Here is a 22,870-nt window from a genome sequence, read left to right as displayed (position 1 = left end):
TACCGCTGAGCCTAGGTGCGGACGCACCTTCCCCCTGTCAGGGCTTCACGTACCTCATCTGCGCGATCGCCTGAGCGTTGAGGACCAGTCCCTGCACCGTCAGCCCGCTGATCGCTGCCGTGTATACCATCCGCGCGCCACACAGCACGCAGCGGAACGGATCGACGTTTAGAAAGGCTTTGGCCATCGGCGCAAAATACAGCTTTGGTACCGGTCCTGGCGTCGCCATCTTCAGTGCTTCATACACCTTCGGCAGGTATTTCCCACACACCCGATTGGCCAGAAAACCAAAATACCGGATCATCCGGAAATGCTTTTCCGGGATGTGCTGGACCACCCGGCGCAGCATGTCGGCCTGGCTCAGCGTTTCCTGCTGATAGGTCTGCGTGCGGTGATCCAGGTAGGTAAAGCTCAACGTGGCCCCGCAGGTGTAATGCGCCAGACGACTGCCCGAGATCGGCGGTTTTTTCAGGTAGCGGCCCAGGTAATTGACGGTCTTTCGGCCGTTTTCCGTCTTCTTCGACAAGTGGATGTGCCAGTGCTGGCCACCAGCGGTCAGTATCAAACGGCGCCAGTCGCTTTCACAGTGGATGTGGGCCAGCTGCGGCGGCATCGTCAGTTGCGAAAGCGGCTGTCCCAGCAGGTAATCGCGCACCAGCCACATCCAGCGCCGCCGCAGGGCCTCTTTGTGGAACGACAGATTTTTCCAGACGCCCTGCTCATCCAGGCCGCCCGCGGTCACCGACAGGTGGACGTGGGGATGCCAGTTGAGCCGCCGGCCATAGGTGTGCAGCGCACCGAAAATCCCGACGCGCAAACCGCGCCGCTTGGCGGTGTAGATCAGGTTATCGGCCGCCAGACGAAACAGCGCATCGAGCAGCCAGCGGTTGTAGAAGAACAGGGACCACAGCGTGTCGGGCAGCGTGAACACCAGATGCTGCCAGGGGCAGTCGGGCAGACGGTTGTTTTGCACGGCGATCCACTGGTCGGTGGCCTTTTTGCCGCAGGAAGGACAGGCCCGGCAATGGCAGGTGTTGCACAGGTATTTGACGTGTGGGCAATGCTCATTGCCACAGGTGTAGTGTTTGACGCCCAGTATCGAGGTGCCGCAGGCGAGCATTTTGCTGATCGACTCCACTTCGATTTGGCGCAGACCGCCGGCTTCCAGCAAATCTGCCCAGCAGCCGTTGGCCGTGAAGAGGTTTTTGAGCGGTCGAGGTTTGTAAGCAGGCGGTGCAGAGGCCACGTCAGCAGGATGGCTCCTCATCGTGGTGAATGACGGCGGTGATGGCGAATCCGCCTGGCCCTTCTCTCATCGAAACGCTTACGCAAGAAGCGTCGGGAAACCTGTCGTTCAGATACGCTGTCTGGCAGCAACTACAAAGATCGACATCACCCAAAGGATCGACATCGAAGAAAAATTCGGTATCGGGAACGAAGGTGGTATGCCCGGCGCGTTGGAGACGGGTCTGCTTTGCCTTGGCTTTTGCCCGGCTTGCCCGTTTACGTTTTTTTGTCTCTGACGCCATGTGTAAGCCTGTGCTGAGGAGGGATCGACTCAATTTTGGCTATGATAACCGATTTCAAAATCCCACAATTTGCAGCCGCAGGCTGCCCAGTTCATGCGAATAGTGAACTCTTCAAAAGCATACCGATGTGTACATTTTAGGTTGACGACCCATCGCCAACGGTTTAAAACTATACACGTCGGTACAGTTTTGGTGGTCTCGCAGTTCATTGCAGACTGACACACATCCAGAACAGTCCGGCAGCGCCTCGCAGAGCAGTCTGATGATGATCGATTAAATGCCGTGCAACGCGGTAAGTCGCGATCATGGATGGCCCTGCATCAGGCAAGAGAGTGCTCCGAGATACAGTGCCTCTGGAAAACGTGCTTCTGGATAAACAGTCCCGGGATATTACCAGTGCCCTTCAAAGGTACTGCCCGTTACGGTGCGTGCCTGATAGTGGTCGGGCTCTGGGATTGACGGTGAGTGCTTGAATTTCAATAACCTGATCACGCTGGAGAGTTCTGCATGCACTACGTTAAAAACATGAAGTTGGCCGGGCTGTTGTTATTGGTTTTTCTGGTCACGGGGTGTGCCAGTCACGAGCCGTCGCCTTATTCAGGAATCGAGTCATCACTTGAAATGCGGCCCAACAAACAGGACAGCTCGGGTCGTATTCCCTTCAAGTACTCGACGTCAGTCAACTGGAACCAATACGATAAAGTAATGCTTGAACCTGTGGTGATCTACTCGGTGTCACCGCCACTGTAAAAATGACCCCCTAACGCCAACCTAGAATTGACCCCCTGGGTAAAACTGGCGGCTTTGAGCTGCCAATATGTTGACCCAGGAGCAGTCTGTGGAAATTAAAGTATTGGCCCGTCAGGGCCATGGCATCAAATTCATCGCCCGTGAGCTGGGTATTTCGCGTAACACCGTGCGCAAGTACCTGCGAAAGGCCCGGTCGCTACCCAGTGACAAGGTGAGACCCGCACGTCCGTGCAAAATCGACCCCTTCAAGGACTACCTGCATGAGCGTATTGAGGCAGCGCGCCCGCACTGGATTCCGGCGACCGTCCTGCTGCGTGAGATCACGGCATTGGGGTACAGCGGCGGCGTCAGTCGTCTGAAGGCTTATATTCGCCCCTTCAAACGTAAGGCAGAAGAGCCGGTGGTACGTTTCGAAACTCTGCCCGGCAAGCAGATGCAGGTGGACTTCACCACCATTCGACGAGGCCGTCAGCCGCTTAAGGCGTTCGTGGCGACACTTGGTTTTAGTCGAGCAAGCTTTGTCCGTTTCTCCGAGCGAGAGGACAGCGAAGCCTGGCTGACAGGGCTTCGGGAGGCGTTCGCTTACTTTGGCGGCGTGCCCGAGCAGGCATTGTTTGATAACGCCGGAACCATCATCACCGAGCGAGACGCTTTTGGGGAGGGCCTGCACCGTTGGCATCCCCGATTGGCTGCGCTGGCCGATGAGTTTGGTTTTATTCCCAAGGTCTGCCGCCCTTACCGTGCCCAGACCAAGGGCAAGGTTGAGCGCTTCAACGGGTATCTGAAGGGCAGTTTCATTACCCCGTTGGCCGCTACGCTCAAGAGTGCGGGTCTGACGCTGGATGTGGTGACGGCCAACGCACATATCGGCCAATGGCTCGACGAAGTCGCTCATCAGCGGATTCACGGCACGACGGGTGTTCAACCAGCGGTACGTCTGGCCGAAGAGCAGCAGGTACTATTACCACTGCCAACACAGAGCCTGCGCCCACAACCCGCCCAAGGCCTACGCCTGGGGCGGGTCCTGCCGTACGAGAGCTTGCAGCATCCGCTGTCGGTTTATGAGCAACTGCTGGAGGTGAGAGCATGAACCTTCAACATGCTCGCCTGACAGAACTATGCAAGGGGCTAAAGCTTGAGCGCGTCGGGGTGGACTGGCCGCACCTTGCCCAACAAGCAGCAAGCGGCGAAGACAGCTTTGCCGACTTCCTCGAAAAGCTGCTGGCTGCCGAGACCGATGCCCGAAGTGAACGCTCTCGACAGGCCCTGCTGAAAACTGCCGCGCTGCCCGCCGTGAAAACGCTGGAGCAATACGACTTCGCGTTTGCCACCGGCGTCCCCCGGGCACAGCTCCAGGAGCTGGCAGCATTGAGTTTTGTTGGGCGTACCGAGAACATCGTGTTCCTGGGGCCTAGTGGTGTAGGCAAGAGCCACCTGGCCATCGCCCTGGCCTACCGGGCAGTGATGGCCGGTATCAAAACCCGCTTCGTCACGGCGGCTGACTTGATGCTGCAACTGACCGCTGCGCACCGCCAGGAACGGCTCAAGGAATACTTCAGTCGTGTGGTGATGGCCCCCGGGTTGTTGGTCATCGATGAAATCGGTTACCTGCCGTTTGGTCGTGATGAAGCCAACCTGTTCTTCAATGTTGTCGCCAAGCGCTACGAGCAAGGCAGCCTGATCCTCACGAGTAACTTGCCGTTTACCCAGTGGGCCGGAACCTTTGCGGATGATCAAACACTGACAGCGGCCATGCTGGACAGGCTGTTACATCATGCCCATATCGTGCAGATGACAGGTGAAAGCTATCGACTCAAGGACAAGCGCAAAGCAGGAATCAAATCGTCTCGGGCCGAACCGGCTCGAAAATATGAACCCGAGGGGGGTCAAAACTAAGTTGGCGATTTAGCACGGAAGGGGGTCACTTTTTAGTTGGCGTTGACAACTCGGGAGCGGATGCGCAATTTTCAGACCTGGAGCGCAACGAAAAGACCGTCCTGGCCAACGACATGACAGTCAGGTTCTCTGAAGCCCTGGGCAAGCATTTCCGGTTCACCGACACACCTTCACGCGGGACAATGCGCATTCGCCTCACCCTGACCGGGGCCGAGACCACTGTTACCGGGCTGTCTACATTCTCGCGATTCGATATCGGCATGGGGTCATATAACCTCGTTCAGGCCTCCAGAGACCGTGAAGGTACGTTTACCGGGTCCGTCAGCTACGCGGTCGAGATTTACGATGCGTCCACTTCGCAGCTTCTGGAGTCCTATGTCACTCGGCAATACCCTAAGGTTTATGACATAAGCTCGACCTTCGGGCGCTTGTCGGCGGCGCAGGCCGGCATTTCCAGAGGCGCAGATGAGCTGGTCGAGCTGTTGCTCTCAAAGTAGAGCAGCCTTGGGAAGCCCGGCCTCATAGCCGGGTCTTCCTGTCAGTCGAACACCTGAGAACTGAAAATGCTATTTATGAATAATAAAATAAATATAAATCAAAAATAATAATATTAGCTTATGACCAAATAGAATTATATTTTCAAAATTGATTCCGTTATGTTTGGTTTCAACAGCCTACCCCTTACCTCGGATGGTACCAATCGTTATCGGGATTCTGCGCTTCAGGCCGCCGTCGAGTGCGCCATGACCGAGGGATAAACCATTCCCCTCAAGCAGAATCGTTGGAAGGGAGTTCGACGTATGTTGCCTGTTCAAGCCTGCCACTGGCTTTATTCCTCTCGCCCTGTCGTTACCAGGCGCTGCGCGACACTTCTGCCGCCAACCGGCTTCTCACCCCACCGCTAGCTCATCGCGCAGGTTTTACCTGCACAGCCTGAAACGTGCGTACCGCGCTGTCCCGACGACAGCAGGAGCGCCCGACTTTGCGATTTGCATGCATGGCTTCAATGACGGCCATGTCTGGAGTGGATATGAAGCAAGCCTTACACCGTGCCCGAGCGTTGTCTGTTGCGCCGGGTTTCTGCCCGCTGGCGTTGGCGATAGGGAGCGTGTTGCTGTCAGGGGCGATTCAGGCCGAGGAAAAAACCTCCGAGGATGAGCGTCGCACCTTGTCCACCGTAGTAGTCACCGGTAATCGCGGTGCCGAGCAGCGCACCGTGATCAGCAGCCCGGTGCCGATCGATGTGGTCAGTGCCAAACAATTACAGAGTACTGGCAAGCCCGGCCTGATGGAGGCATTGAGCGCGGTCATCCCATCTCTGACACTGCCGGAAAAAACCGGTTGGGACGCCAGCGGCATTGCCCGTGCGCCCAACTTGCGTGGTTTAAGTGCCGCCGAGGTGCTGGTGTTGGTCAATGGCAAACGCCGCCATACCAGCGCGACTCTTAATATCAACGGCATCAACACCGGCGCTGCGCCGGCAGACCTCGATCTGATCCCGATCAGCGCCATTGATCATGTCGAAGTGTTACGCGATGGCGCGGCGGCTCAATATGGCTCCGATGCCATTGCCGGGGTGATTAACGTCATCCTCAAGGCCGACACCAGCGGCGCCTCGGTGACCAACGCCGGGCTCGGTTATGACGGCAAGAAGCAGACCGTGCAGCAAAGCCTCAACAAAGGCTTTGAGATTGGCGACGGCGGTATCGTGCAACTGGCGCTGGATGCCCGCAGCCAGAATGACGACAACAAGGCCAGCGCCAATGGCTACAGCTACGAACAAGCCTACGACCTGGCGGGCAAGTCCACGTATGGCGGTTACGGCACGCCGAAAACCAATCTGCTGACCCTGGGTTACAACGCCGAGCTGCCGATCGATGGCAGTTTCAGTCTGTATTCCTTCACCACCTATTCGCGTCGCAAGGCCGAGCAGGGGCAGAATTTTCGCCTGCCGACCATCACCAACACGATCACCACCGGGCCCAATGGTTATCCGGCGGGATACACGCCGACCTGGTACATCGATGAAGACGATTTTCAGGCTGCGTTTGGCGGTAAAGGTACGCTCGGTGAATGGGACTGGGATCTGTCCAGCACTTACGGGCGCAACGAGGCGGAGCAGGGCACCACGCATAACCAGAACCCGTCGCTGGGTGAGGCCACGCCCAACAGCTTCACCTCAGGAACGTGGATCTCCACCGAGCTGACCACCAATCTGGACTTCAAACGCGGCTTCGACGTCGGCCTGCAAAAGCCCCTCGACGTGTCTTACGGCTTTGAGCATCGGCGCGACACCTATGAGGTGCAGGCGGGCGACTATGAATCCTATGCCAACGGCGGCTACTGCGTTGCGCCAGGCAACTGTGCATCTTCAGGTGCGCAGGTCACTAACGGCATTTCGCCGGATGAAGAAAGCAGCGCCTCGCGCAACAGTGTCGCCAGTTATGTCGACGTAGGCTTCAACCCTGTGCCTGACTGGTATGTCGGCAGCGCATTGCGCTATGAACATTACAACCAAGGTGTGGGCGCGACCCGCAGCGGCAAGCTGACCACACGCTACGACTTCACCCCGCAGTTCGCCGTTCGCGCTACCGTCAGCAATGGCTTTCGTGCGCCATCCCTGGCCAACAGCCTGTTCAGTGCACGTTCGACCACTTACGGCGTGGTGGACGGCGTGTATCAGTCGATCAATTACGGCGTATTGCCGACCGGCTCGGGTGCCGCCAGAGCGTTGGGTGCCGAGGACCTCAAGCCGGAGCGCTCCACCAACTTCAGCCTCGGTTTCACCCTGACGCCTACCGATCAGCTGACCCTGACCGCCGACGCCTACGTGATCAATCTGCGTGACCGCATCACCCTGACCGGCACTCTGCTGGGTGATGAAGTCACTCAGGTGCTGCTCAACAACGGCATCGATTCAACGTCGGGCGGCCAGTATTTCATCAACGGTGCCGACACCCGCACCAAGGGTCTGGATCTGGTCAGCAACTACAGCCAGGACCTTGGGCAGTTCGGGGCGGTGAAGTGGACGGCGGCGTTCAACTGGAATCAGACAAAGATCCTCAGCTACAAGGAATCCACCTCGATCCTCGGTACTTCCTATGAGCTGATGGACCGCGAAGCGCGCAATCTGATTACCGGCGTGCAGCCGCGTACCAAACTGATTCTGGGCGGCGACTGGAGCATCGAGCGCTTCAACCTGAACCTGGCGCTGACCCGTTACGGTTCCTACAAAGAGGTCAACTCCTCAACCAATCGCGATCTGGATCGGGTGTACAGCGCCAAGTGGATCACCGATCTGGACCTCGGCTACAACCTCAGCAAAAACCTCAACGTTGCCATCGGCGCAAAGAACCTGTTCGACATCTATCCAAAGAAACAGGGGGTTCCCAGCAGCACCATGGTCAGCAGTTACGGCACCTATTCGCCCTACGGTTTTACCGGCGGTTACTACTACACCCGGCTGACTTACGCCTTTTAAGGCCAGCACCTGAAAACCCCTATTGAGTGCGAGGAACAAGCATGCCCACTGTCGCCAAACCCTATGACTTCATCGACGAGACCAGCCGTTACCCGCTGCGCCAGAGCCGGGTAGCACAACCACCGATCAAGGCGTTGCAAGTAGTACCCGCCCGGCATCCCGGTCGCTGGGTGGGGTCGATATTCGCTGCACTGGTGCTGGTCGCCATCGTGCATTCGCTGGCGACCAATCCGCGCTGGGAGTGGGGCGTGTTCGGGCAATGGTTCTTCTCGCCGTCAGTGCTGCGCGGCCTGGCCCAGACGTTGTTGCTGACACTGCTCAGCACCGTGTTCAGCATCATTCTCGGCACGGCGCTGGCGCTGGCACGCCTGTCGGGCTCACCGCTGCTGGCGGCGCTGGCCTGGGGCTACATCTGGTTTTTCCGCTCGATGCCGGCGCTGCTGGTGTTGATCATTCTCTACAACTTCGCCTACCTGTACGACCACATCGTACTGGGTGTGCCGTTTACCGATCTGGTCTTCGCCGAATGGTCAACGGTCGACGTGCTCAGTCAATTCACCGTGGCGGTCCTGGGCTTGAGCCTGATGCAGGCGGCGTATACCGCAGAAATCATTCGTGGCGGGCTGATCGGTGTCGATGCTGGCCAGCATGAAGCCGCCGCAGCCCTGGGCTTGCCGGCTTCGCGTCGGGTTTTCCGCATCATTTTGCCCCAGGCACTGCGCTCGATCCTGCCTTCGGGCTTCAACGAAATCATCGGCCTGGTCAAAGGCACTTCCATTGTTTACGTGCTGGCCTTGCCTGAGCTGTTTTACACCGTGCAGGTCATCTACAACCGTACCCAAGCGGTGATTCCGCTGCTGATTGTTGCCACTGTCTGGTATCTGATCATTACCACGCTGTTGACCAGCGCGCAGTACTACGTCGAGCGACACTTTGCTCGTGGCACGGCGCGTGTTTTGCCGCCCACGCCCTTGCAGCGAGTGCGCGGCTGGTTGAAGGAGAAGCATCATGAGTGAAGCCTCTGCACCCGTGCGCGCAGGGCGCATTCAGATCCAGGGCGTGGGCAAACGCTTTGGCAGCCAGCAGGTGCTCAGGGATATTGACCTGAGCATTGAGCCGGGCAAGGTCACGGTGATTCTCGGGCCGTCCGGCTCGGGCAAGTCCACGCTGTTGCGCACCATTAACCACCTGGAAAAGATCGACAGCGGTTACATCACCATCGACGGCGACTACGTTGGTTATCGGCGCAAGGGTGATCTGCTCTATGAGCTCAAGGAGCGCGAAATCCTCAAGCGGCGCATCGAGGTCGGCTTCGTATTCCAGAATTTCAACCTGTTCCCGCACCTCACTGCCTGGGAAAACATTGCTGAAGCACCGTTGGCCCATAAACGCTGGAGCAAGGCCGAGGCGCAGGCAAGAGCAGGTGAACTGCTGGCCAGGGTTGGCCTGGCAGACAAAGTGGACGCTTACCCACGCCAGCTTTCCGGAGGCCAGCAACAGCGCGTCGCCATTGCCCGTGCGTTGGCGCTGGACCCCAAGGTGCTGCTGTTTGATGAACCTACCTCAGCCCTCGACCCCGAGCTGGTCGGCGAGGTACTGGATGTCATCAAAGGGCTCACGCAACTGGGTGTCACGCTGGTGGTCGTCACCCACGAGATCGGCTTCGCCCGGGAAGTGGCGGATCACGTGGTGTTTCTCTGCGATGGCCAGTTGATTGAGCAAGGCCCCCCGGAACAAGTGTTCCACCAACCCCGACACCCTCGCACCGCTGCCTTTCTCGGCAAGGTGCTGTGAATTTCCCGCTTTCAAGGAGTGATTGCTGATGCTAGTGAATACCGCCCGCGTAGCCCTGCTGACGATAGCCGTCAGCGTGGCGCAAAGTGCTTTTGCTTCCACCGCGCAACCGGTCGACCTCAGTCCTGACCGGCAACGCATTCATGTACCGCGCAACGAAGCGGCCATTGCGCAGATCCCGGCGGGCTTCAAGTTTGCCCAGCCAGGCAAGTTCACCGTGGCCGTCTCCGGTGTGGCGGGGCCGCCCCTGGCGCTGCTGGCCAATGATGACAAGACCACCATCGGCAGCGAGGCCGACACCGCGCAACTGGTGGCGGACAGCCTGGGCCTGCAATTGAACGTGGTGCAGACCAGTTGGGAGGACTGGCCACTGGGCGTCAGTTCGGGCAAATACGACGCAGTCATCAGTAACGTCACCGTGACCGAAGCGCGCAAGAAACGCTTCGATTTCGCCACCTACCGCCAGGATGTCCTGGGCTTCTATGTCAAGACCAACAGCAAAATCAGCGAGATAAAACAGGCGTCGGACATCGCGGGGCTGAAGATCATCGTCGGCTCCGGCACCAATCAGGAAAAGGTCCTGTTGGTGTGGAACGAGGCTAACGAAAAGGCTGGTATCAAGCCTGCGCTGTTGCAGTATTTCGATGATCAGGCGGCTGCGCAGCTTGCCATTCAGTCGGGGCGCAGTGATGCGCTGTTCGGGCCCAATTCGGTGTATGCCTACTCGGCCGCCATCACCGGAGGCATCAAGCGGGTCGGCACGGTTAACGGCGGCTGGCCACTGCAGGCTGATATCGCCGTGACCACGCGCAAGGACAACGGTCTGGTCAAACCGATTCATACCGCCCTTGAAGGCGCGATTGCCGGCGGGCAGTACGAGCAAGTGTTGCAGCGCTGGGGCCTGGATGTGGAGCGCGTCGACAAGTCGCTGATCAACCCGCCCGGCTTACCGGATTGAGGCCTTCAAGGGAGCAAATGACATGGGACTGACACGACGTGAAGCACTTTCCAGCATTGCTGCGGTAGGTGGCGAAAAAGCCGTCAAGGACGCGCTTGCGGTACTGGGGCTGGGGCCTTCATCACACCGGCGGCCAAAACCTCTTAAACTCGGAAGCGGGCTGGGGCAGGGCACTCGCGTACTGGTGCTGGGTGCCGGAATCGCCGGGCTGGTGACTGCGCTGGAATTGACGCGGGCAGGGTTTACCGTGCAAGTGCTGGAGGCCCGTGATCGAGTGGGCGGCCGCAACTGGACGTTGCGCAGCGGCGATCAGGTGGACTACAAGGACGGTCGCACGCAGACCGTGGGCTTTGATCCCGGGCTGTATTTCAATGCCGGGCCAGCGCGGATTCCCAGCCAGCACCGCACGCTGCTCGACTATTGCAGCGAGCTGGGGGTGCCGCTTGAAGTGCTGGTCAACAGCAGCCATGGCGCTCAGGTCCGCCCGGACCTGCAACAGCCCGCGTTCACTGTCGGCCAGGCTATCAACGACGCCCGCGGCCACCTCTCGGGTCTACTGGCCACGGCGGTGCAGCGCGATGCTCTGGACGATGTGTTGAGCGGCGAAGAGCGTCAGCGCCTGTTAGCGTTTTTGCAGGTGTATGGCGACCTCTCGCAGGAACTGGCTTATGAGGGCAGCCTGCGTTCCGGACATCAGGAGTCGCTCTCGCATCCGGGGGCATTGCCGACCAGTGCGCAGCCGGTAGGGCTGGAGCGCCTGCTGCATCCCGAGCTGTGGGGCGCGCTGCTGCACACTGAGTTTCCCGAGTTCTCGGCGACCATGTTTCAGCCGGTCGGCGGTATGGACCGCATCACCGACGCCTTTTACCAGCGCCTCACTGAACAGGTGCAACTGGGCGCGCAGGTGCGCCAGATTCGTCAACTGGAAGACGGTGTGGCGGTCACCTATCACGACAGACACAGCGGCCGCGAACAGGTAGTACGCGCCGATTACCTGGTCTCGACCCTGCCGTTGCCGTTGCTGGCCAGGCTGGATACCGACTTCAGCAAGCCGGTCAAGGCTGCTTTGCTGAGCACCCGCAACGATCAGGCGACCAAGGTGGCGTGGCAATCCCCGCGCTTCTGGGAAACCGATTACCGCACCTATGGCGGGTTGTCCTGGATCGACCATCCGGCGCGCCTGCTGTGGTACCCGAGCAATGACTTGAACACCCGCGATGGCCTGCTCGTCGCCGGTTACGTGACCGGGGAGGGTGCCGACGTGTTCGGCGCGAAACCGTTCGAGGCGCAATACGCAGCCTCCAGAGAGGCGGTCGAACTGCTGCATCCCGGTTACTCGCATCACCTGCGTAACCCGTTGGCCGTGTCCTGGGAGCAGATTCCTTACAGCGAAGGCCCGTGGCTGCAACGCGAACATTTCCCGGCCGACGCCAGCGCCTTGCTGGATGAACCTCATGGCCGGGTTTACTTCGCTGGCGACGGGCTGGTGCAGAGCGGCGTGGGTATCTGGCAGGAATCAGCCGCCAATTCGGCGCGCCATGTGGTCGGGCAACTGGCCGAGCGGGTTATCCAGCAACGACAGACGGCGGCCCTCACGGCGTCCTGAGCCTTTATTGCAGCATCAACATCCATTGAGGAGTGACACCATGAGCGACAGCATTCAACGTACCAGCGTCGGCGATTTTCCAATCTCGCAAACCGTGACTGTGCCTGCCTCGGCCATTCTGGTGTTCATCAGCGGCACTTTGCCCGACCTTGCCGACCCACACGCTCCGGCGGGTACGCCTGCCGCCTATGGCAACACTGAAGTGCAGAGCGTTTCGGTGTTCAACAAACTGCGCAATATCCTCCGGCAACAGGACCTTGATCTGGGCGATATCGTGCAGTTGCGGGTGTTTCTGGTGGGGGCCGAGGAAACCGGCGGCAAGCTTGACTTTGCAGGCCTGCAGGCCGGTTACACGCAGTTTTTCGGCACCCCCGAGCAACCCTTGAAACCTGCGCGCACCGCTTTGCAGGTGGTGGCGCTGCCGTTGCCCGGTGCGCTGATCGAAGTGGAAGCGGTAGCGGCCAGGCAGGCTTGAGCACCTTTCCTTCCCGGTAGCCTTTAAAGCGAGGGCTTCGATGGGTCAGCCTTTATCGGGCACAACGTTTTCCCAGTGCATCAGTAGATCTTCGCGCAGCATGCCCAATGCCTGTCGTTGGGTCTTCAGGTCTGGTGAGAAAAATGCCGCATCAAATATGATGCCCATTCGCTCCTGGCTCTGCTCTGCTTGCAATTGCGCCTTTTTCGCCTGCTCGGGTTGCATGTCCGAGAAACTGAACACCGGGAGCATATTGCGTGACCAGCTCTCGGGCAAAGGCTGACCGCTGGCGAGCAAGGCACCGGCATAACACTCAGCCAATTGCTGCGAGCCGCGCATCATTCCGGCTCTGTACAACTCCTGCTCGGTGCGGCTTGACGCAAGCCGGGGATAGATCTGGGCAGCGGCTTTGGCGACTTCACTGATGGCGTCATCGTCGCCGCCGAAGAACGCTTTCAGCAGCGTATCTTCGCCGACAGCACCTTCAATACGTTTCGCCGCAGCGGGCCATGAGTCTCCTGTGGCCAGTTTGAAACCGTGATAAGGGTCTTTGGCCAGAGGGATAGGCAAGAGGCGTTTCGGCGTGGGTAGTTTTTCCGTCAGATGAGTGGTCAGGCCTTCGTTCAAGGCTTTCCAGTGCCGATGATCAATGTGACGACCCCTGAACTCCGGGTGGGTGTAACAGTGTATGAACTCGTGCCCTGCGACCTCGGCCGGGTGACTTTCAAGCGCAATGTTGGGGTTCAGCTTCACCTGACGGGTTTTAACGTTCCACTGACCTGCGACGCCAGGGGGAATGTCGTGAGTGACGTCTGCCTTTGCTTTGAAACAGTTACTGTCTTTGGGAATGTAGGCGCCGTAACGCTCCAGAACCGTTCTGTTTCCCTGATCCAGATCGTTCTGAGAAGAGCGATGCTTTAAACTCATGGCCGCCCATATACTGCCTCCAGGATCTTTTGCAAAATCATCCGGATGCCTTGTCAATCGACATCCTGTCGAGAGCGCAAGGGTTCCTACCATCAGTTTCACAAAAAGCCTGACTGGATCAATCCCCGGCTCTCGCCGAGCGCGTGCAGCTCCATTGTTGTCTGCAGCCGCGCTGCCTGAGTTTTCCTGAGCCGCCTGCGGTTCTCCACCTGACGATGTGCCGGACGCTCGTAGGCGTAACGACGATGGCGCGTCCATCGGTGGCAGTGGTCGCTGACCTTGCGCTGCATCCAGTCGCATTGGCGTGGGGCTTGTGGGGCCCTCGACGGCATGGGAAGCAGCGGCTTGTGCGGTAGGGGCAATCCCGTTCAACGTCGGCTTGTTCAACATGGGCTCTGTCCTCAGCGCTAACGCAGGCGCTGCGCGGTGTTACGCAACTCCTGCGTTGTTTCGGCAAAGTTAGCCAGCAGATTTTCGAATCGGGTCTTGTCCAGTGCGAGAAAGTCATGCTCGTAGGAATACACCAACGTGTTCTCGTCCGGGTTGATGGTCAACGCGCCGCGTCGTAGCCGCAGGCCCGGAAAAGCATGGGCAAGCAGCTTGCGCAAGAGGATGTCGTCCTGAGGGTCGGCACGCAGATCGATGATCTCTGCCAACATCGTGAGGCTATCGCCGTTCACATGCAGTGTGAGGTTCATTCCTTCCTGCCACTGTACGGCCTGTGTCGCAGAATTTCCGTTGGCCGCCTGACCACGCCTATCAAGCAGCTTTTGTAGAGTGGAGGATGAGTTCATTGCCAGTATCCGTAGAAAACCATATCGACGGTGAGTGGCTGGAACGCACGCTGTGGTTCCCGGTATCTCGATTAACCTGTGGGAACTGTCGAGACCGGCAACTCCAGAATAAAGTGGTCAGCACAACCTCTGACTTCTGCGAATCACCGCCGTCCGGCCCGTGTGCTCACGTCCACCCACACCGCCAGCACGAGGATGCCGCCCTTGACGATCATCTGCCAGTAACTGTCGACGTCGAGCATGGACATGCCGTTATCGAGACTGGTGATGACCAGCGCGCCAAGCAGGGCACCGTAGACAGTGCCCGAGCCGCCGCGCATGGACGTGCCGCCGATAAAACAGGCGGCAATGGCGTCCAGTTCGCCCATGTTGCCGGCCGAGGGAGAGCCTGCAGCCAGGCGTGCGGTATTGACCAGCCCGGCGAAGGCACACATGACGCCCATGATGCCGAAGATCCACAGTTTTACGGCCTGTACGTTGATGCCGGATAACCGCGTGGCTTCCATGTTGCTGCCCACCGCATAGACGCGCCGTCCGAAAACCGTCTGGCTGGTGACATAACTGAACACACCGAGCAGGACCAGCAACAGCAATACCGGAACGGGGATTCCGTCGTAGCTGTTGAGCACATAGACAAACCCGCCCAACACAGCGCCGATCAATACCACGCGTAACACATCACGGATCATCGAATGTGCCGCCAGCCCGTGCAGGGCTCTATTGCGCCGTTGTTTCCAGGTCAGGAACAGCGTCAGGGCCAGCAACAGTACGCCAAGCGCTGTACCGACAGAGTGCGGCAAATATCCCTGGCCGACGTAGACCAGCGAAGGCGATACCGGGGCGATGGTCGTGCCGCCGGTAATCCCCAGAAGAATGCCGCGAAAGGCCAGCATACCGCCCAGCCCGACAATGAAGGAGGGAATACGCAGGTAGGCCGTCATGTAGCCGTTTGCCAGACCGATCATCAAGCCGCACAGGGCCACCAGACTCAGATTGGCCAGCAGCGGCACGTGGTAAACCACATCCAGAATCGCCGCCAGCCCCCCGAGCAGGCCCAGCAATGAACCCACCGACAGGTCGATCTCGCCACTGATGATCACCAATACCATGCCGCAAGCCAGAATGCCGGTGATGGACATCTGCCGCAGCAGGTTGGAAAGGTTGCGCGGGGTCAGAAACCCTCCATCGGTCTGCCAACTGAAGAACAGCCAGATCACTGCGATGGCAATCACCAGCGCAAGCATTTTGTAGCGGGTGAAGAACTGTTTGACCTGGTTCATCTATGCGGTCTTCCGGGCATTATTGTCAGGGGCATCGGGGTGGCTGAGCGCAGCGGCGAGCACCTGTTCCTGAGTGAGTTCATGGTTGATGAAGTCGCCGCGCAACTGGCCTTCGCCAATCACCAGCACACGGTCGGAGACTCCCAGTACTTCGGCCAGCTCCGAAGAGACCATGATGATTGACACACCTTCGGCCGCCAGCGCGCCCATCAGCTTGTAGATCTCGTACTTGGCACCCACATCGACGCCACGGGTCGGTTCGTCGAGAATCAGAACGCGCGGGCGGGTCAGCAGCATCTTCGCCAGCACGGCTTTCTGCTGGTTGCCACCGGACAGGCTGGTGATCGGCAGGAACGGGCTGGCCGTCTTGAGGTGCATGCGCGAGATTTCCCGGTCGATGCTGCCCAGCTCGGCTTCGGCATCGATGCGGGTCATTTTCGAGTAGGTATCGAGAACCGCGAGGGTGATGTTCTGACCAACGCCCAGGTCCGGAATAATGCCCTGACGCTTACGGTCTTCCGGGACCATGCACAGGCCGGCGCGGATTGATTTGAGCGGCGTGCGCGTGTCGACAGGTTGGCCGTCCAGCCACACTTCGCCGGTATATCGGCCCGGGTAGGCACCGAACAGAGCGGACACCAGTTCGGTGCGACCCGCGCCTACCAGCCCGGCAATGCCGAGAATTTCCCCGCGCTTGAGAGCAAACGAAATGTCGTCGACCCGTTTGCGTCCGGGGTTATCGACGTCGTAACAGGTAATGTTTCGCGCCTCGAAAATCACCTCGCCGATCTCATGGGGTTCGGTGGGGTAAAGGTTGCTCATTTCGCGACCGACCATCTGGGTGATGATCTTCGGGATGTCCATGTCCGACATTGCGGTGGTGGCGATGTGCTTACCATCGCGGATCACCGAAATGGTGTCGCACACGGCCGCCACTTCATCGAGTTTGTGCGAAATGTACACGCACGCCACGCCCTTGGCTTTCAGATCACGAATGATGTCCAGCAGCACCTCGATTTCCGAGCGGGTCAGGGCCGAGGACGGCTCGTCGAGGATCAACAGACGAGCTTTCTTGTTCAGTGCCTTGGCGATTTCCACCAGTTGCTGATAACCGCCGCCGTACTGGGAAACCGGCAGAGCCACGTTCATGTCTGGCACTTTGAGCTCACGCATCAACACTTCGGCGCGATGGATCATGGCCGGGTAGTTCATGCGCCCACCCGGGAGCGTCAGTTCATGACCCATGAAGATGTTTTCGGCCACCGACAGGTCAGGCACCAGCGTGAGTTCCTGATGAATGATGACGATACCGGCTGCTTCCGTTTCGCTGATTGACTGCGCCTTGAGGGGGTTACCATCCCAGAGGATCTCGCCGTCCCAGGTGCCGTAGGGGTAAACCGCTGACAGCACCTTCATCAGCGTGGACTTGCCCGCGCCGTTTTCGCCGCACAGGCCGACGCATTCACCGGGCCGGACCTTTATGTCAATGCCGTTCAGGGCTTTGACGCCGTCAAAGGTTTTGACGATGCCGTTCATTTGCAACAGATAGTCGGACATGGCACAGGCTCACACGGGGATCCAAGGGCGTGCCTGAGCCTGCGCAGCCGTGCTGCACAGGCCCAGGCTTTCTATCGACTGATTATCGATAGCTCACTGGCCGCCCATCTGCGCCTTGGTGTAGAACCCGTCTTTCTCCAGCAGGTCGATGCTGTCCTTGGTCAACGGTGTCGGGGTCAGCAGGATGGTGTCGACTTTCTTGCTGCCATTGTCGTACTGCGCGGTAAAGGCAGGCTTCTCGTTGCGCACCAGTTGCACCGACAGTTTGGCGGCTTCGCTGGCAATCAGCTTCAGCGGCTTGTAGACGGTCATGGTCTGGGTGCCATCAATGACCCGCTTGACCGCCGCCAGGTCCGCATCCTGCCCCGAGATAGGCACTTTGCCGGCCAGTTTCTGTGCGGCCAGCGCCTGAATCGCGCCCCCGGCGGTGGCGTCGTTGGAAGCAACGATGCCATCGATCTTGTTGTTATTTCGGGTCAGGGCATTTTCAACAATGCTCAGGGCTTCAGTGGGGTTCCATTCCTTCACCCACTGTTGGCCGACGATTTTGATATCGCCCTTGTCGATGGCTGGCTGCAGCACCTTCATCTGACCTTCGCGCAGAATCTTGGCGTTATTGTCTGTGGGTGCGCCGCCCAGCAAAAAGTAGTTGCCCTTGGGGGCTGCTTTCAGCACGCCGCCGGCCTGCATTTCGCCGACCTTTTCGTTATCGAAGGAGATGTAAGCATCGATCTCGGCGTTGAGGATCAGCCGGTCATAAGACACCACTTTGATCCCGGCCTTCTTGGCTTCGGCAACGGCATTGGTCAGCACGGTTGCGTTGAACGGCACGATGACAAGCACATCGACGCCGCGAGAGATGAGGTTTTCGATCTGCGATATCTGTTTCTGCTCGTTGGCATCCGCCGACTGTACGTAGACCTTGGCGTCCAGTTTCTCCGCTGCCGCAACGAAGTAATCACGGTCGCGTGACCAGCGTTCCAGACGCAGGTCATCAATGGAAAAACCGATTTTCGGGTGGGCGGAGTCGGCCATGACCGGCAGGGACAGCAAGGCCAGAGCGCTGGCAAGCAGCGTGCGTTTCAGGGTGTTCATAGGGTGCGTCCTTTTATTGTTGTTCGAAAGACACTTAATGATGTGCAGCGTAATGCCGGTGCAACTGTAGAACGTTGTCGGACGCCGCGGGCACAGATTTGTCGTGAGAATGTCACTGCGGCGTCCGTTCAGCCTTGCTTCAGGAGTAGATAAAGCGGTTGACCACTCCTTCAAGCAATTCCTGCCGACCGCTGACGGCTTGTGGGTTGAGGTCGTTGGCGAACGCATGCTCGGCCAGCGAAGCGAGACTGAAACCTCCGCTCAGTACGGATTGGCCAAACGGCTGCTGCCAGCCTGCGTAGCGCTGGTCCTTGAACTGCTGAAGCTTATCGTTCTGCACCATCGCCGCAGCGCGCTCCAGCGCCAGGGCGAGCACGTCCATGGCGGCAACGTGGCCGTGGAACAGGTCGACTTCGTCGAGGCTCTGACGACGGACCTTGGAGTCGAAATTGTAGCCGCCATTGGTGAAACCACCGGCCTTGAGAATCTCGTAGGTGGCGAGGGTCATCTCCTCGACGCTGTTGGGGAACTGGTCAGTGTCCCAGCCGTTCTGCGGGTCGCCGCGGTTGGCATCGATGCTGCCAAAGATCCCCAGCGAGACTGCTGTGGCAATTTCGTGGTGGAAGCTGTGTCCGGCCAGGGTCGCGTGGTTGGCTTCGATGTTGACCTTGATCTCTTTTTCCAGACCGTACTGCTGCAGAAAACCGAACACCGTAGCACTGTCGTAATCGTACTGATGCTTGGTGGGCTCCTGCGGCTTGGGCTCGATCAGCAAGTCGCCTTTGAAGCCAATCTTGTGTTTGTGCTCGACCACCATACGCATGAAGCGGCCCAACTGTTCGCGCTCCTGCCTGAGGTCCGTATTGAGCAGGGTTTCGTAGCCTTCACGACCGCCCCACAGGACGTAGTTGGCCCCTTTGAGTCGCTGGGTGGCGTTCATGGCACTGAACACCTGAGTCGCGGCGTAGGCAAATACTTCAGGGTCCGGATTGCTGGCGGCCCCTGCGGCAAAACGCGGGTTGCTGAAACAGTTAGCGGTGCCCCACAGCAGCTTGATCCCGGTTTGCTCCTGATGACGCTCCAGCTGATCAATCATCTGCGCGAAGTTGTTGCGATACTCCTTGAGCGAGCTGCCTTCCGGTGCCACGTCGGTGTCATGGAAGCTGTAGTAGTCGATGCCGAGTTTGGAGAAAAACTCGAAAGCTGCTTCAGCCTTGCCGATAGCCAGCTCCAGCGGGTCCCCGGAACCTTGCCATGGACGCTTGAAAGTGCCGACACCAAACATGTCGGCGCCCGGCCAGACGAACGTGTGCCAGTAGCAGGCCGCCATGCGCAAATGCTCGCGCATGGGTTTGCCGAGAATCAGTTTGTCGGCATCGTAGTGACGAAAGGCAAGGGGCGAGTCGCTGTCAGGGCCTTCGTAGCGAACCTTGTCGACGGCGGGGAAGTACGGCATCTGCGTTTTCCTTATTGTTCTTGGCGATGCCTCGATACTAGCAACGGCCCCAGGCCTGCTGATTATGAAAATCGTCAACGCGCAGTGCGATTTTGAGTATTGAGATTGGTCCTTTGCGGGCCTAGTCTGTGTTGAGCGATGTAGTGCTTATCGAATCAATATAAAAAACCGGCATAAAAATAATGAAAACCGTACCCCCCGTTCACCGTATTGCACTGTTGTTCAACGGCAGCAAAATCTATGACCGCGGCATCATCAGCGGCATCGGCAACTACCTAAGCAGTACCCGGGTGTCCTGGGATCTGTTTCTGGAGGAAGATTTTCTCTGTCGCCTGAAAGGCATCGAGCGTTGGCAGGGTGACGGGATCATTGCCGACTTCGACGACCCGCTGATTGGCGAGGCATTGGCTGGCATCAGGCTGCCGGTGGTGGCGGTAGGCGGTTCCTATCAGGATCAGCGCGCCTACCCGAAGGGCATTCCCTATGTCGCGACCGACAACCACGCCTTGATCAAGGCCGCCTACGAGCATTTGATAGTGGCCGGGCTGACCCGCTTTGCCTGCTTCAGTCTGCCTGAGGCTCAGGCCAATCGCTGGGCGCAGGAGCGCGAGCAGGCCTTTCGTCGACTGCTGCAGCGCGACGGCCTGCACGCCGAGGTTTATCGCGGCCTGGGCACCAGTGCACCGCTCTGGGACAGCGCTGTGGAACAGCAGATCGCCTGGCTGCAAAGCCTGCCCAAGCCTATCGGGATCATTGCCGTGACAGATGCCCGCGCCCGTCAGTTGTTGCAGGCCTGCCTGACTGCCGGAATTGCCGTGCCTGAACAAGTGGCGCTGATCGGCATCGACAACGATCCGTTGACCAGAACCCTCACGCGTGTCCCGCTGAGCTCGGTGGTTCAAGGCACCGACACAATGGGCCGAACCGCCGCGCGCCTGCTGCACCAGATGTTGCATGGCATGCCGTCTTCCGGCACCCACATTCTGATACCGCCGGACGCTGTCAACGTACAGGCTTCGAGTCTGCACCAACCGTTGGGGGACCCGTATGTCATGCAGGCGTTGCTGTTTATCCGGCAGTACGCGTGCCAAGGCATCAAGACCGCTCAGGTAGCCGCGTACGTGGGCGTTTCGCGCTCGTCGCTGGAAGCGCATTTTCGCCGGGTGCGGGGCTGTAGCGTGCATGACGAGATCCTGCGTTTCAAACTGGCCGCTGCCGCACACGGGCTGCAAAATACGGACTGCGCAATTGCCGACATCGCACGCGATTGTGGTTTCCGGTCGGCGCAATACCTGCATACGGTCTTTCGCCGGGAATTTGGTTGCACGCCGCGAGAGTACCTGCAAGGTGTCAATGCGGCAGTGCAATGCCCAGGTGCCTGAGAAGGTCAGGCAGCCACGACCCTTATCGTCCAGAAGTCGGTGGACAGATTTTCATCCAGCAGATAGCTGTACGGCAGGGTGAAGTAGCCTTCCATGCCCCAGCCAGTGCCCCATGAGTTGCGCAGGATGAAATGCTGATGGGCATCGTTGTAACCCACCGCCAACACGCAGTGCCCTCCGAGCATTTTTTCGTGAGGGCCCGGCATCGGGGCATGACCGGTCTGGGCGACTTTCTTGCTTTCAAAGCTCTCGTAGACGGAAAAACCAATGACAAACGGATAGCCTGCCGCCAGGCAGCCTTTCATCTGGTTGAGGTTTTGCGCAACCTTCTGGTAGGACACCGCTTTGTATTTTCTAGCGTCCTTGTAGCAGGCAGCCGGAGGTTTGACAGCGAACTTTTCAATGTCATAAGGCCACTCTTTTTCAGGGCAATCACCTTGCTCCGCTACACTTTTGATTCCGTGGCGGATCATCGCGCCGCTGTCCGAATCGACGGTATGCTCAATGACCCGTTCGTTGTAGTAGATAAACAACCGCGAGGGCTCGAATGCTGGCGTCAGCTTTTGCTTCATGCGATCAAACTGAATCGCTCCGGCAATACCGTTCGCGGTACAACTGCCCAGTTGGCCCTGGTCGTATACGGGCGGGCAATGGGGACGCAGATCAACCATGTGTGGGAGCGCCGCCAGCGCCGTTGTGGGGGCCGCATAAAGATGATCTCGATGATCAGGCAGATCGCGAATCCATCCATACTGTTTCACGGTATAGGTCATTTCGTATCTCCTTGTAAGACACTGTCGGAAAAGTTGACAGTCCTCATGTAAACAGGTTTTTGGCAGGCGCGGATTAAACTTCATTTAGTAAGTAGTGAGCTATGAGTTGGCCGAGTGGGCTCATTTGGCCAGTACTGTTAGTTGAGTAATAGGCCATGTGAATCAATTTTTAAATGAACTTGCGGAATAGAATTTCCGCTTTTTTCCGCGCTGGGTACGAGCCACAGAGATTTATCGAAAGTGGCAAAACGATACTGCTTTACAGACGCTTATCCTAAGCCTCATAAGCGTACCAGTCGGTACATTTAAATTGACAGCATGCGATGTCCGGGCTAAAAGAAACACCTCGGTACAGTTATGGGCAGGCGCGAGCCACCGCATGCAAGATGAGGGGTAGAGGGATGGAGACGATGCAACTGCATGAAATACTGGCTGCTCACCTGCGTATCGATAAGCCGCAAGCGCTTTGTAACCCTCAACGAGGGCAACGCAGCAGCGGTGAGATACTGGGAGGAGAATTTAACGGCGATCGATTGCAGGGGCAGGTTCTTCCGGGAGGTAGCCTTTTCTCGTGCCCCAGGATGACAGCCTTGCACGATTCAGCCTGTACTACACCTTGCTGACTGACGACGGAATAAAGATAGATGTCGTCGGAGAAGGGCTCGTGGCCTTCGATGAAACGGACCGCGCGCCATTCTCCGAATCGCGCTGTCGGTGCACGTGCAGCAAACAGTTCAGCGTTCCTTCCGGCGCTCATGATTACCTGCTGAGAAACCTGTACGTCGGCAGATTAAATATAAAAGCCGGGGATGACCGCCTGCGTGTCAGTATTTATCAGGTTAACGAGATATAGAGAGCCTTCAAAGAAGCGCGTGGGTGTGAAAGCAAGTGTCAAGTGTGTTATCAAGGTATAAACCTTGTCGCTGACACTTGGCGGGTCGGCGTGATGGCGTTTAAATCATTTTTGCTGGTTATGTATATAACCAGAGACTGGTCAGTCTGACAGGGCGGCTTGCGTGCAGGCTGGGTTCAACCATTCTCAGTTTATCAATCGGGTTTGACGTGCTCGAAATTGTCCACCAATAAGCAATTCAAGCGTTACTTTCAAGGGCGTGAG

At 58.3% G+C, this 22,870-nt stretch carries 18 protein-coding genes and 3 pseudogenes; 12 read left to right on the top strand and 9 right to left on the bottom strand.

The window, feature by feature from the left end:
- Positions 1 to 37: 37 nt before the first annotated feature.
- Positions 38 to 1,267 (bottom strand): IS91 family transposase, encoded by a 1,230-nt coding sequence (locus tag AC4ANK_RS15360; protein ID WP_460382827.1) that lies wholly within the window; start codon positions 1,265 to 1,267, stop codon positions 38 to 40.
- The gene (locus AC4ANK_RS15355; protein WP_015062535.1) at positions 1,248 to 1,529 is read right to left on the bottom strand and encodes a hypothetical protein; all 282 of its coding nucleotides are present in this window, start codon (positions 1,527 to 1,529) and stop codon (positions 1,248 to 1,250) included. Before AC4ANK_RS15355 ends, AC4ANK_RS15360 begins: the two co-directional genes overlap by 20 nt.
- A gap of 507 nt (positions 1,530 to 2,036) precedes the next feature.
- Between AC4ANK_RS15355 and AC4ANK_RS15350 the strand changes: the two are divergent.
- From AC4ANK_RS15350 to AC4ANK_RS15305, 10 genes and pseudogenes are all read left to right on the top strand, one after another.
- Positions 2,037 to 2,261, top strand: a pseudogene (locus AC4ANK_RS15350) (DUF3313 family protein); the annotation flags it as partial.
- Positions 2,262 to 2,346: 85 nt separating this feature from the next.
- Positions 2,347 to 3,369, top strand: coding sequence for an IS21-like element ISPsy4 family transposase (istA, locus tag AC4ANK_RS15345; protein ID WP_460383174.1), 1,023 nt, complete (start codon positions 2,347 to 2,349; stop codon positions 3,367 to 3,369).
- Complete coding sequence (gene istB, locus AC4ANK_RS15340) at positions 3,366 to 4,175, top strand: IS21-like element ISPsy4 family helper ATPase IstB (protein ID WP_460383172.1); 810 nt, start codon at positions 3,366 to 3,368, stop codon at positions 4,173 to 4,175. Before istA ends, istB begins: the two co-directional genes overlap by 4 nt.
- 50 nt (positions 4,176 to 4,225) lie before the next feature.
- A pseudogene (locus tag AC4ANK_RS15335) lies at positions 4,226 to 4,672 on the top strand (DUF3313 domain-containing protein); the annotation flags it as partial.
- Positions 4,673 to 5,205: 533 nt separating this feature from the next.
- Complete coding sequence (locus AC4ANK_RS15330; RefSeq protein ID WP_460385054.1) at positions 5,206 to 7,656, top strand: TonB-dependent receptor plug domain-containing protein; 2,451 nt, start codon at positions 5,206 to 5,208, stop codon at positions 7,654 to 7,656.
- Between the two features lie 41 nt (positions 7,657 to 7,697).
- A complete protein-coding gene (locus AC4ANK_RS15325) occupies positions 7,698 to 8,672 on the top strand; it encodes an amino acid ABC transporter permease (RefSeq protein WP_002553360.1) in 975 nt (324 codons plus the stop codon).
- Positions 8,665 to 9,450 carry an amino acid ABC transporter ATP-binding protein gene (locus AC4ANK_RS15320; RefSeq protein WP_031597061.1) on the top strand — a complete coding sequence of 262 codons (786 nt, stop codon included), beginning with the start codon at positions 8,665 to 8,667 and terminating at the stop codon, positions 9,448 to 9,450. Before AC4ANK_RS15325 ends, AC4ANK_RS15320 begins: the two co-directional genes overlap by 8 nt.
- A 28-nt stretch (positions 9,451 to 9,478) precedes the next feature.
- Positions 9,479 to 10,408 carry an ABC transporter substrate-binding protein gene (locus tag AC4ANK_RS15315; protein ID WP_044324819.1) on the top strand — a complete coding sequence of 310 codons (930 nt, stop codon included), beginning with the start codon at positions 9,479 to 9,481 and terminating at the stop codon, positions 10,406 to 10,408.
- 22 nt (positions 10,409 to 10,430) lie between these two features.
- On the top strand, positions 10,431 to 12,014 hold the full coding sequence (locus tag AC4ANK_RS15310) for a flavin monoamine oxidase family protein (protein ID WP_002553363.1): 1,584 nt from the start codon (positions 10,431 to 10,433) through the stop codon (positions 12,012 to 12,014).
- A gap of 40 nt (positions 12,015 to 12,054) precedes the next feature.
- Positions 12,055 to 12,489: a RidA family protein gene (locus AC4ANK_RS15305; protein WP_002553364.1), complete on the top strand. Its 435-nt coding sequence runs from the start codon at positions 12,055 to 12,057 to the stop codon at positions 12,487 to 12,489.
- 45 nt (positions 12,490 to 12,534) lie between these two features.
- On the opposite strand, the gene AC4ANK_RS15300 is transcribed toward AC4ANK_RS15305, so the two are convergent.
- The 6 genes from AC4ANK_RS15300 to xylA all read right to left on the bottom strand — a co-directional run bounded on the left by AC4ANK_RS15300 (position 12,535) and on the right by xylA (position 19,598).
- Positions 12,535 to 13,416 carry a hypothetical protein gene (locus AC4ANK_RS15300; RefSeq protein ID WP_005777017.1) on the bottom strand — a complete coding sequence of 294 codons (882 nt, stop codon included), beginning with the start codon at positions 13,414 to 13,416 and terminating at the stop codon, positions 12,535 to 12,537.
- Positions 13,417 to 13,823: 407 nt separating this feature from the next.
- Positions 13,824 to 14,114, bottom strand: coding sequence for a CesT family type III secretion system chaperone (locus tag AC4ANK_RS15295; protein WP_004665222.1), 291 nt, complete (start codon positions 14,112 to 14,114; stop codon positions 13,824 to 13,826).
- A gap of 239 nt (positions 14,115 to 14,353) precedes the next feature.
- Positions 14,354 to 15,490 carry a sugar ABC transporter permease gene (locus AC4ANK_RS15290; RefSeq protein WP_002553367.1) on the bottom strand — a complete coding sequence of 379 codons (1,137 nt, stop codon included), beginning with the start codon at positions 15,488 to 15,490 and terminating at the stop codon, positions 14,354 to 14,356.
- Positions 15,491 to 17,047, bottom strand: coding sequence for a D-xylose ABC transporter ATP-binding protein (gene xylG / locus AC4ANK_RS15285; protein ID WP_002553368.1), 1,557 nt, complete (start codon positions 17,045 to 17,047; stop codon positions 15,491 to 15,493).
- 93 nt (positions 17,048 to 17,140) lie between these two features.
- Positions 17,141 to 18,142, bottom strand: coding sequence for a D-xylose ABC transporter substrate-binding protein (xylF, locus tag AC4ANK_RS15280; protein WP_002553369.1), 1,002 nt, complete (start codon positions 18,140 to 18,142; stop codon positions 17,141 to 17,143).
- A 139-nt stretch (positions 18,143 to 18,281) separates the two neighbouring features.
- Positions 18,282 to 19,598, bottom strand: coding sequence for a xylose isomerase (xylA, locus tag AC4ANK_RS15275; protein ID WP_002553370.1), 1,317 nt, complete (start codon positions 19,596 to 19,598; stop codon positions 18,282 to 18,284).
- Positions 19,599 to 19,780: 182 nt separating this feature from the next.
- On the opposite strand from xylA, the gene AC4ANK_RS15270 reads away from it, so the two are divergent.
- Positions 19,781 to 20,980 carry a XylR family transcriptional regulator gene (locus tag AC4ANK_RS15270; protein ID WP_002553371.1) on the top strand — a complete coding sequence of 400 codons (1,200 nt, stop codon included), beginning with the start codon at positions 19,781 to 19,783 and terminating at the stop codon, positions 20,978 to 20,980.
- A 5-nt stretch (positions 20,981 to 20,985) separates the two neighbouring features.
- On the opposite strand, the gene AC4ANK_RS15265 is transcribed toward AC4ANK_RS15270, so the two are convergent.
- Complete coding sequence (locus AC4ANK_RS15265; RefSeq protein WP_002553372.1) at positions 20,986 to 21,753, bottom strand: C1 family peptidase; 768 nt, start codon at positions 21,751 to 21,753, stop codon at positions 20,986 to 20,988.
- A 401-nt stretch (positions 21,754 to 22,154) separates the two neighbouring features.
- Here AC4ANK_RS15265 and AC4ANK_RS15260 point away from each other — a divergent pair.
- Positions 22,155 to 22,606 (top strand): annotated as a pseudogene (locus AC4ANK_RS15260) (DUF3237 family protein).
- Positions 22,607 to 22,870: the final 264 nt, after the last annotated feature.

The organism is Pseudomonas sp. Pmew2 (genome assembly GCF_058129885.1).
Note: the sequence above shows the minus strand (reverse complement) of the source record. Positions and strands in the feature narration are given on the sequence as shown.

Excerpts from the sequence above, each read along its gene's own strand:
- AC4ANK_RS15360 (WP_460382827.1), bottom strand. The coding sequence starts at position 1,267 with ATGAGGAGCCATCCTGCTGACGTGGCCTCTGCACCGCCTGCTTACAAA.
- AC4ANK_RS15355 (WP_015062535.1), bottom strand. The coding sequence starts at position 1,529 with ATGGCGTCAGAGACAAAAAAACGTAAACGGGCAAGCCGGGCAAAAGCC.
- istA (WP_460383174.1), top strand. The coding sequence starts at position 2,347 with ATGTTGACCCAGGAGCAGTCTGTGGAAATTAAAGTATTGGCCCGTCAG.
- istB (WP_460383172.1), top strand. The coding sequence starts at position 3,366 with ATGAACCTTCAACATGCTCGCCTGACAGAACTATGCAAGGGGCTAAAG.
- AC4ANK_RS15330 (WP_460385054.1), top strand. The coding sequence starts at position 5,206 with ATGAAGCAAGCCTTACACCGTGCCCGAGCGTTGTCTGTTGCGCCGGGT.
- AC4ANK_RS15325 (WP_002553360.1), top strand. The coding sequence starts at position 7,698 with ATGCCCACTGTCGCCAAACCCTATGACTTCATCGACGAGACCAGCCGT.
- AC4ANK_RS15320 (WP_031597061.1), top strand. The coding sequence starts at position 8,665 with ATGAGTGAAGCCTCTGCACCCGTGCGCGCAGGGCGCATTCAGATCCAG.
- AC4ANK_RS15315 (WP_044324819.1), top strand. The coding sequence starts at position 9,479 with ATGCTAGTGAATACCGCCCGCGTAGCCCTGCTGACGATAGCCGTCAGC.
- AC4ANK_RS15310 (WP_002553363.1), top strand. The coding sequence starts at position 10,431 with ATGGGACTGACACGACGTGAAGCACTTTCCAGCATTGCTGCGGTAGGT.
- AC4ANK_RS15305 (WP_002553364.1), top strand. The coding sequence starts at position 12,055 with ATGAGCGACAGCATTCAACGTACCAGCGTCGGCGATTTTCCAATCTCG.
- AC4ANK_RS15300 (WP_005777017.1), bottom strand. The coding sequence starts at position 13,416 with ATGAGTTTAAAGCATCGCTCTTCTCAGAACGATCTGGATCAGGGAAAC.
- AC4ANK_RS15295 (WP_004665222.1), bottom strand. The coding sequence starts at position 14,114 with ATGAACCTCACACTGCATGTGAACGGCGATAGCCTCACGATGTTGGCA.
- AC4ANK_RS15290 (WP_002553367.1), bottom strand. The coding sequence starts at position 15,490 with ATGAACCAGGTCAAACAGTTCTTCACCCGCTACAAAATGCTTGCGCTG.
- xylG (WP_002553368.1), bottom strand. The coding sequence starts at position 17,047 with ATGTCCGACTATCTGTTGCAAATGAACGGCATCGTCAAAACCTTTGAC.
- xylF (WP_002553369.1), bottom strand. The coding sequence starts at position 18,142 with ATGAACACCCTGAAACGCACGCTGCTTGCCAGCGCTCTGGCCTTGCTG.
- xylA (WP_002553370.1), bottom strand. The coding sequence starts at position 19,598 with ATGCCGTACTTCCCCGCCGTCGACAAGGTTCGCTACGAAGGCCCTGAC.
- AC4ANK_RS15270 (WP_002553371.1), top strand. The coding sequence starts at position 19,781 with ATGAAAACCGTACCCCCCGTTCACCGTATTGCACTGTTGTTCAACGGC.
- AC4ANK_RS15265 (WP_002553372.1), bottom strand. The coding sequence starts at position 21,753 with ATGACCTATACCGTGAAACAGTATGGATGGATTCGCGATCTGCCTGAT.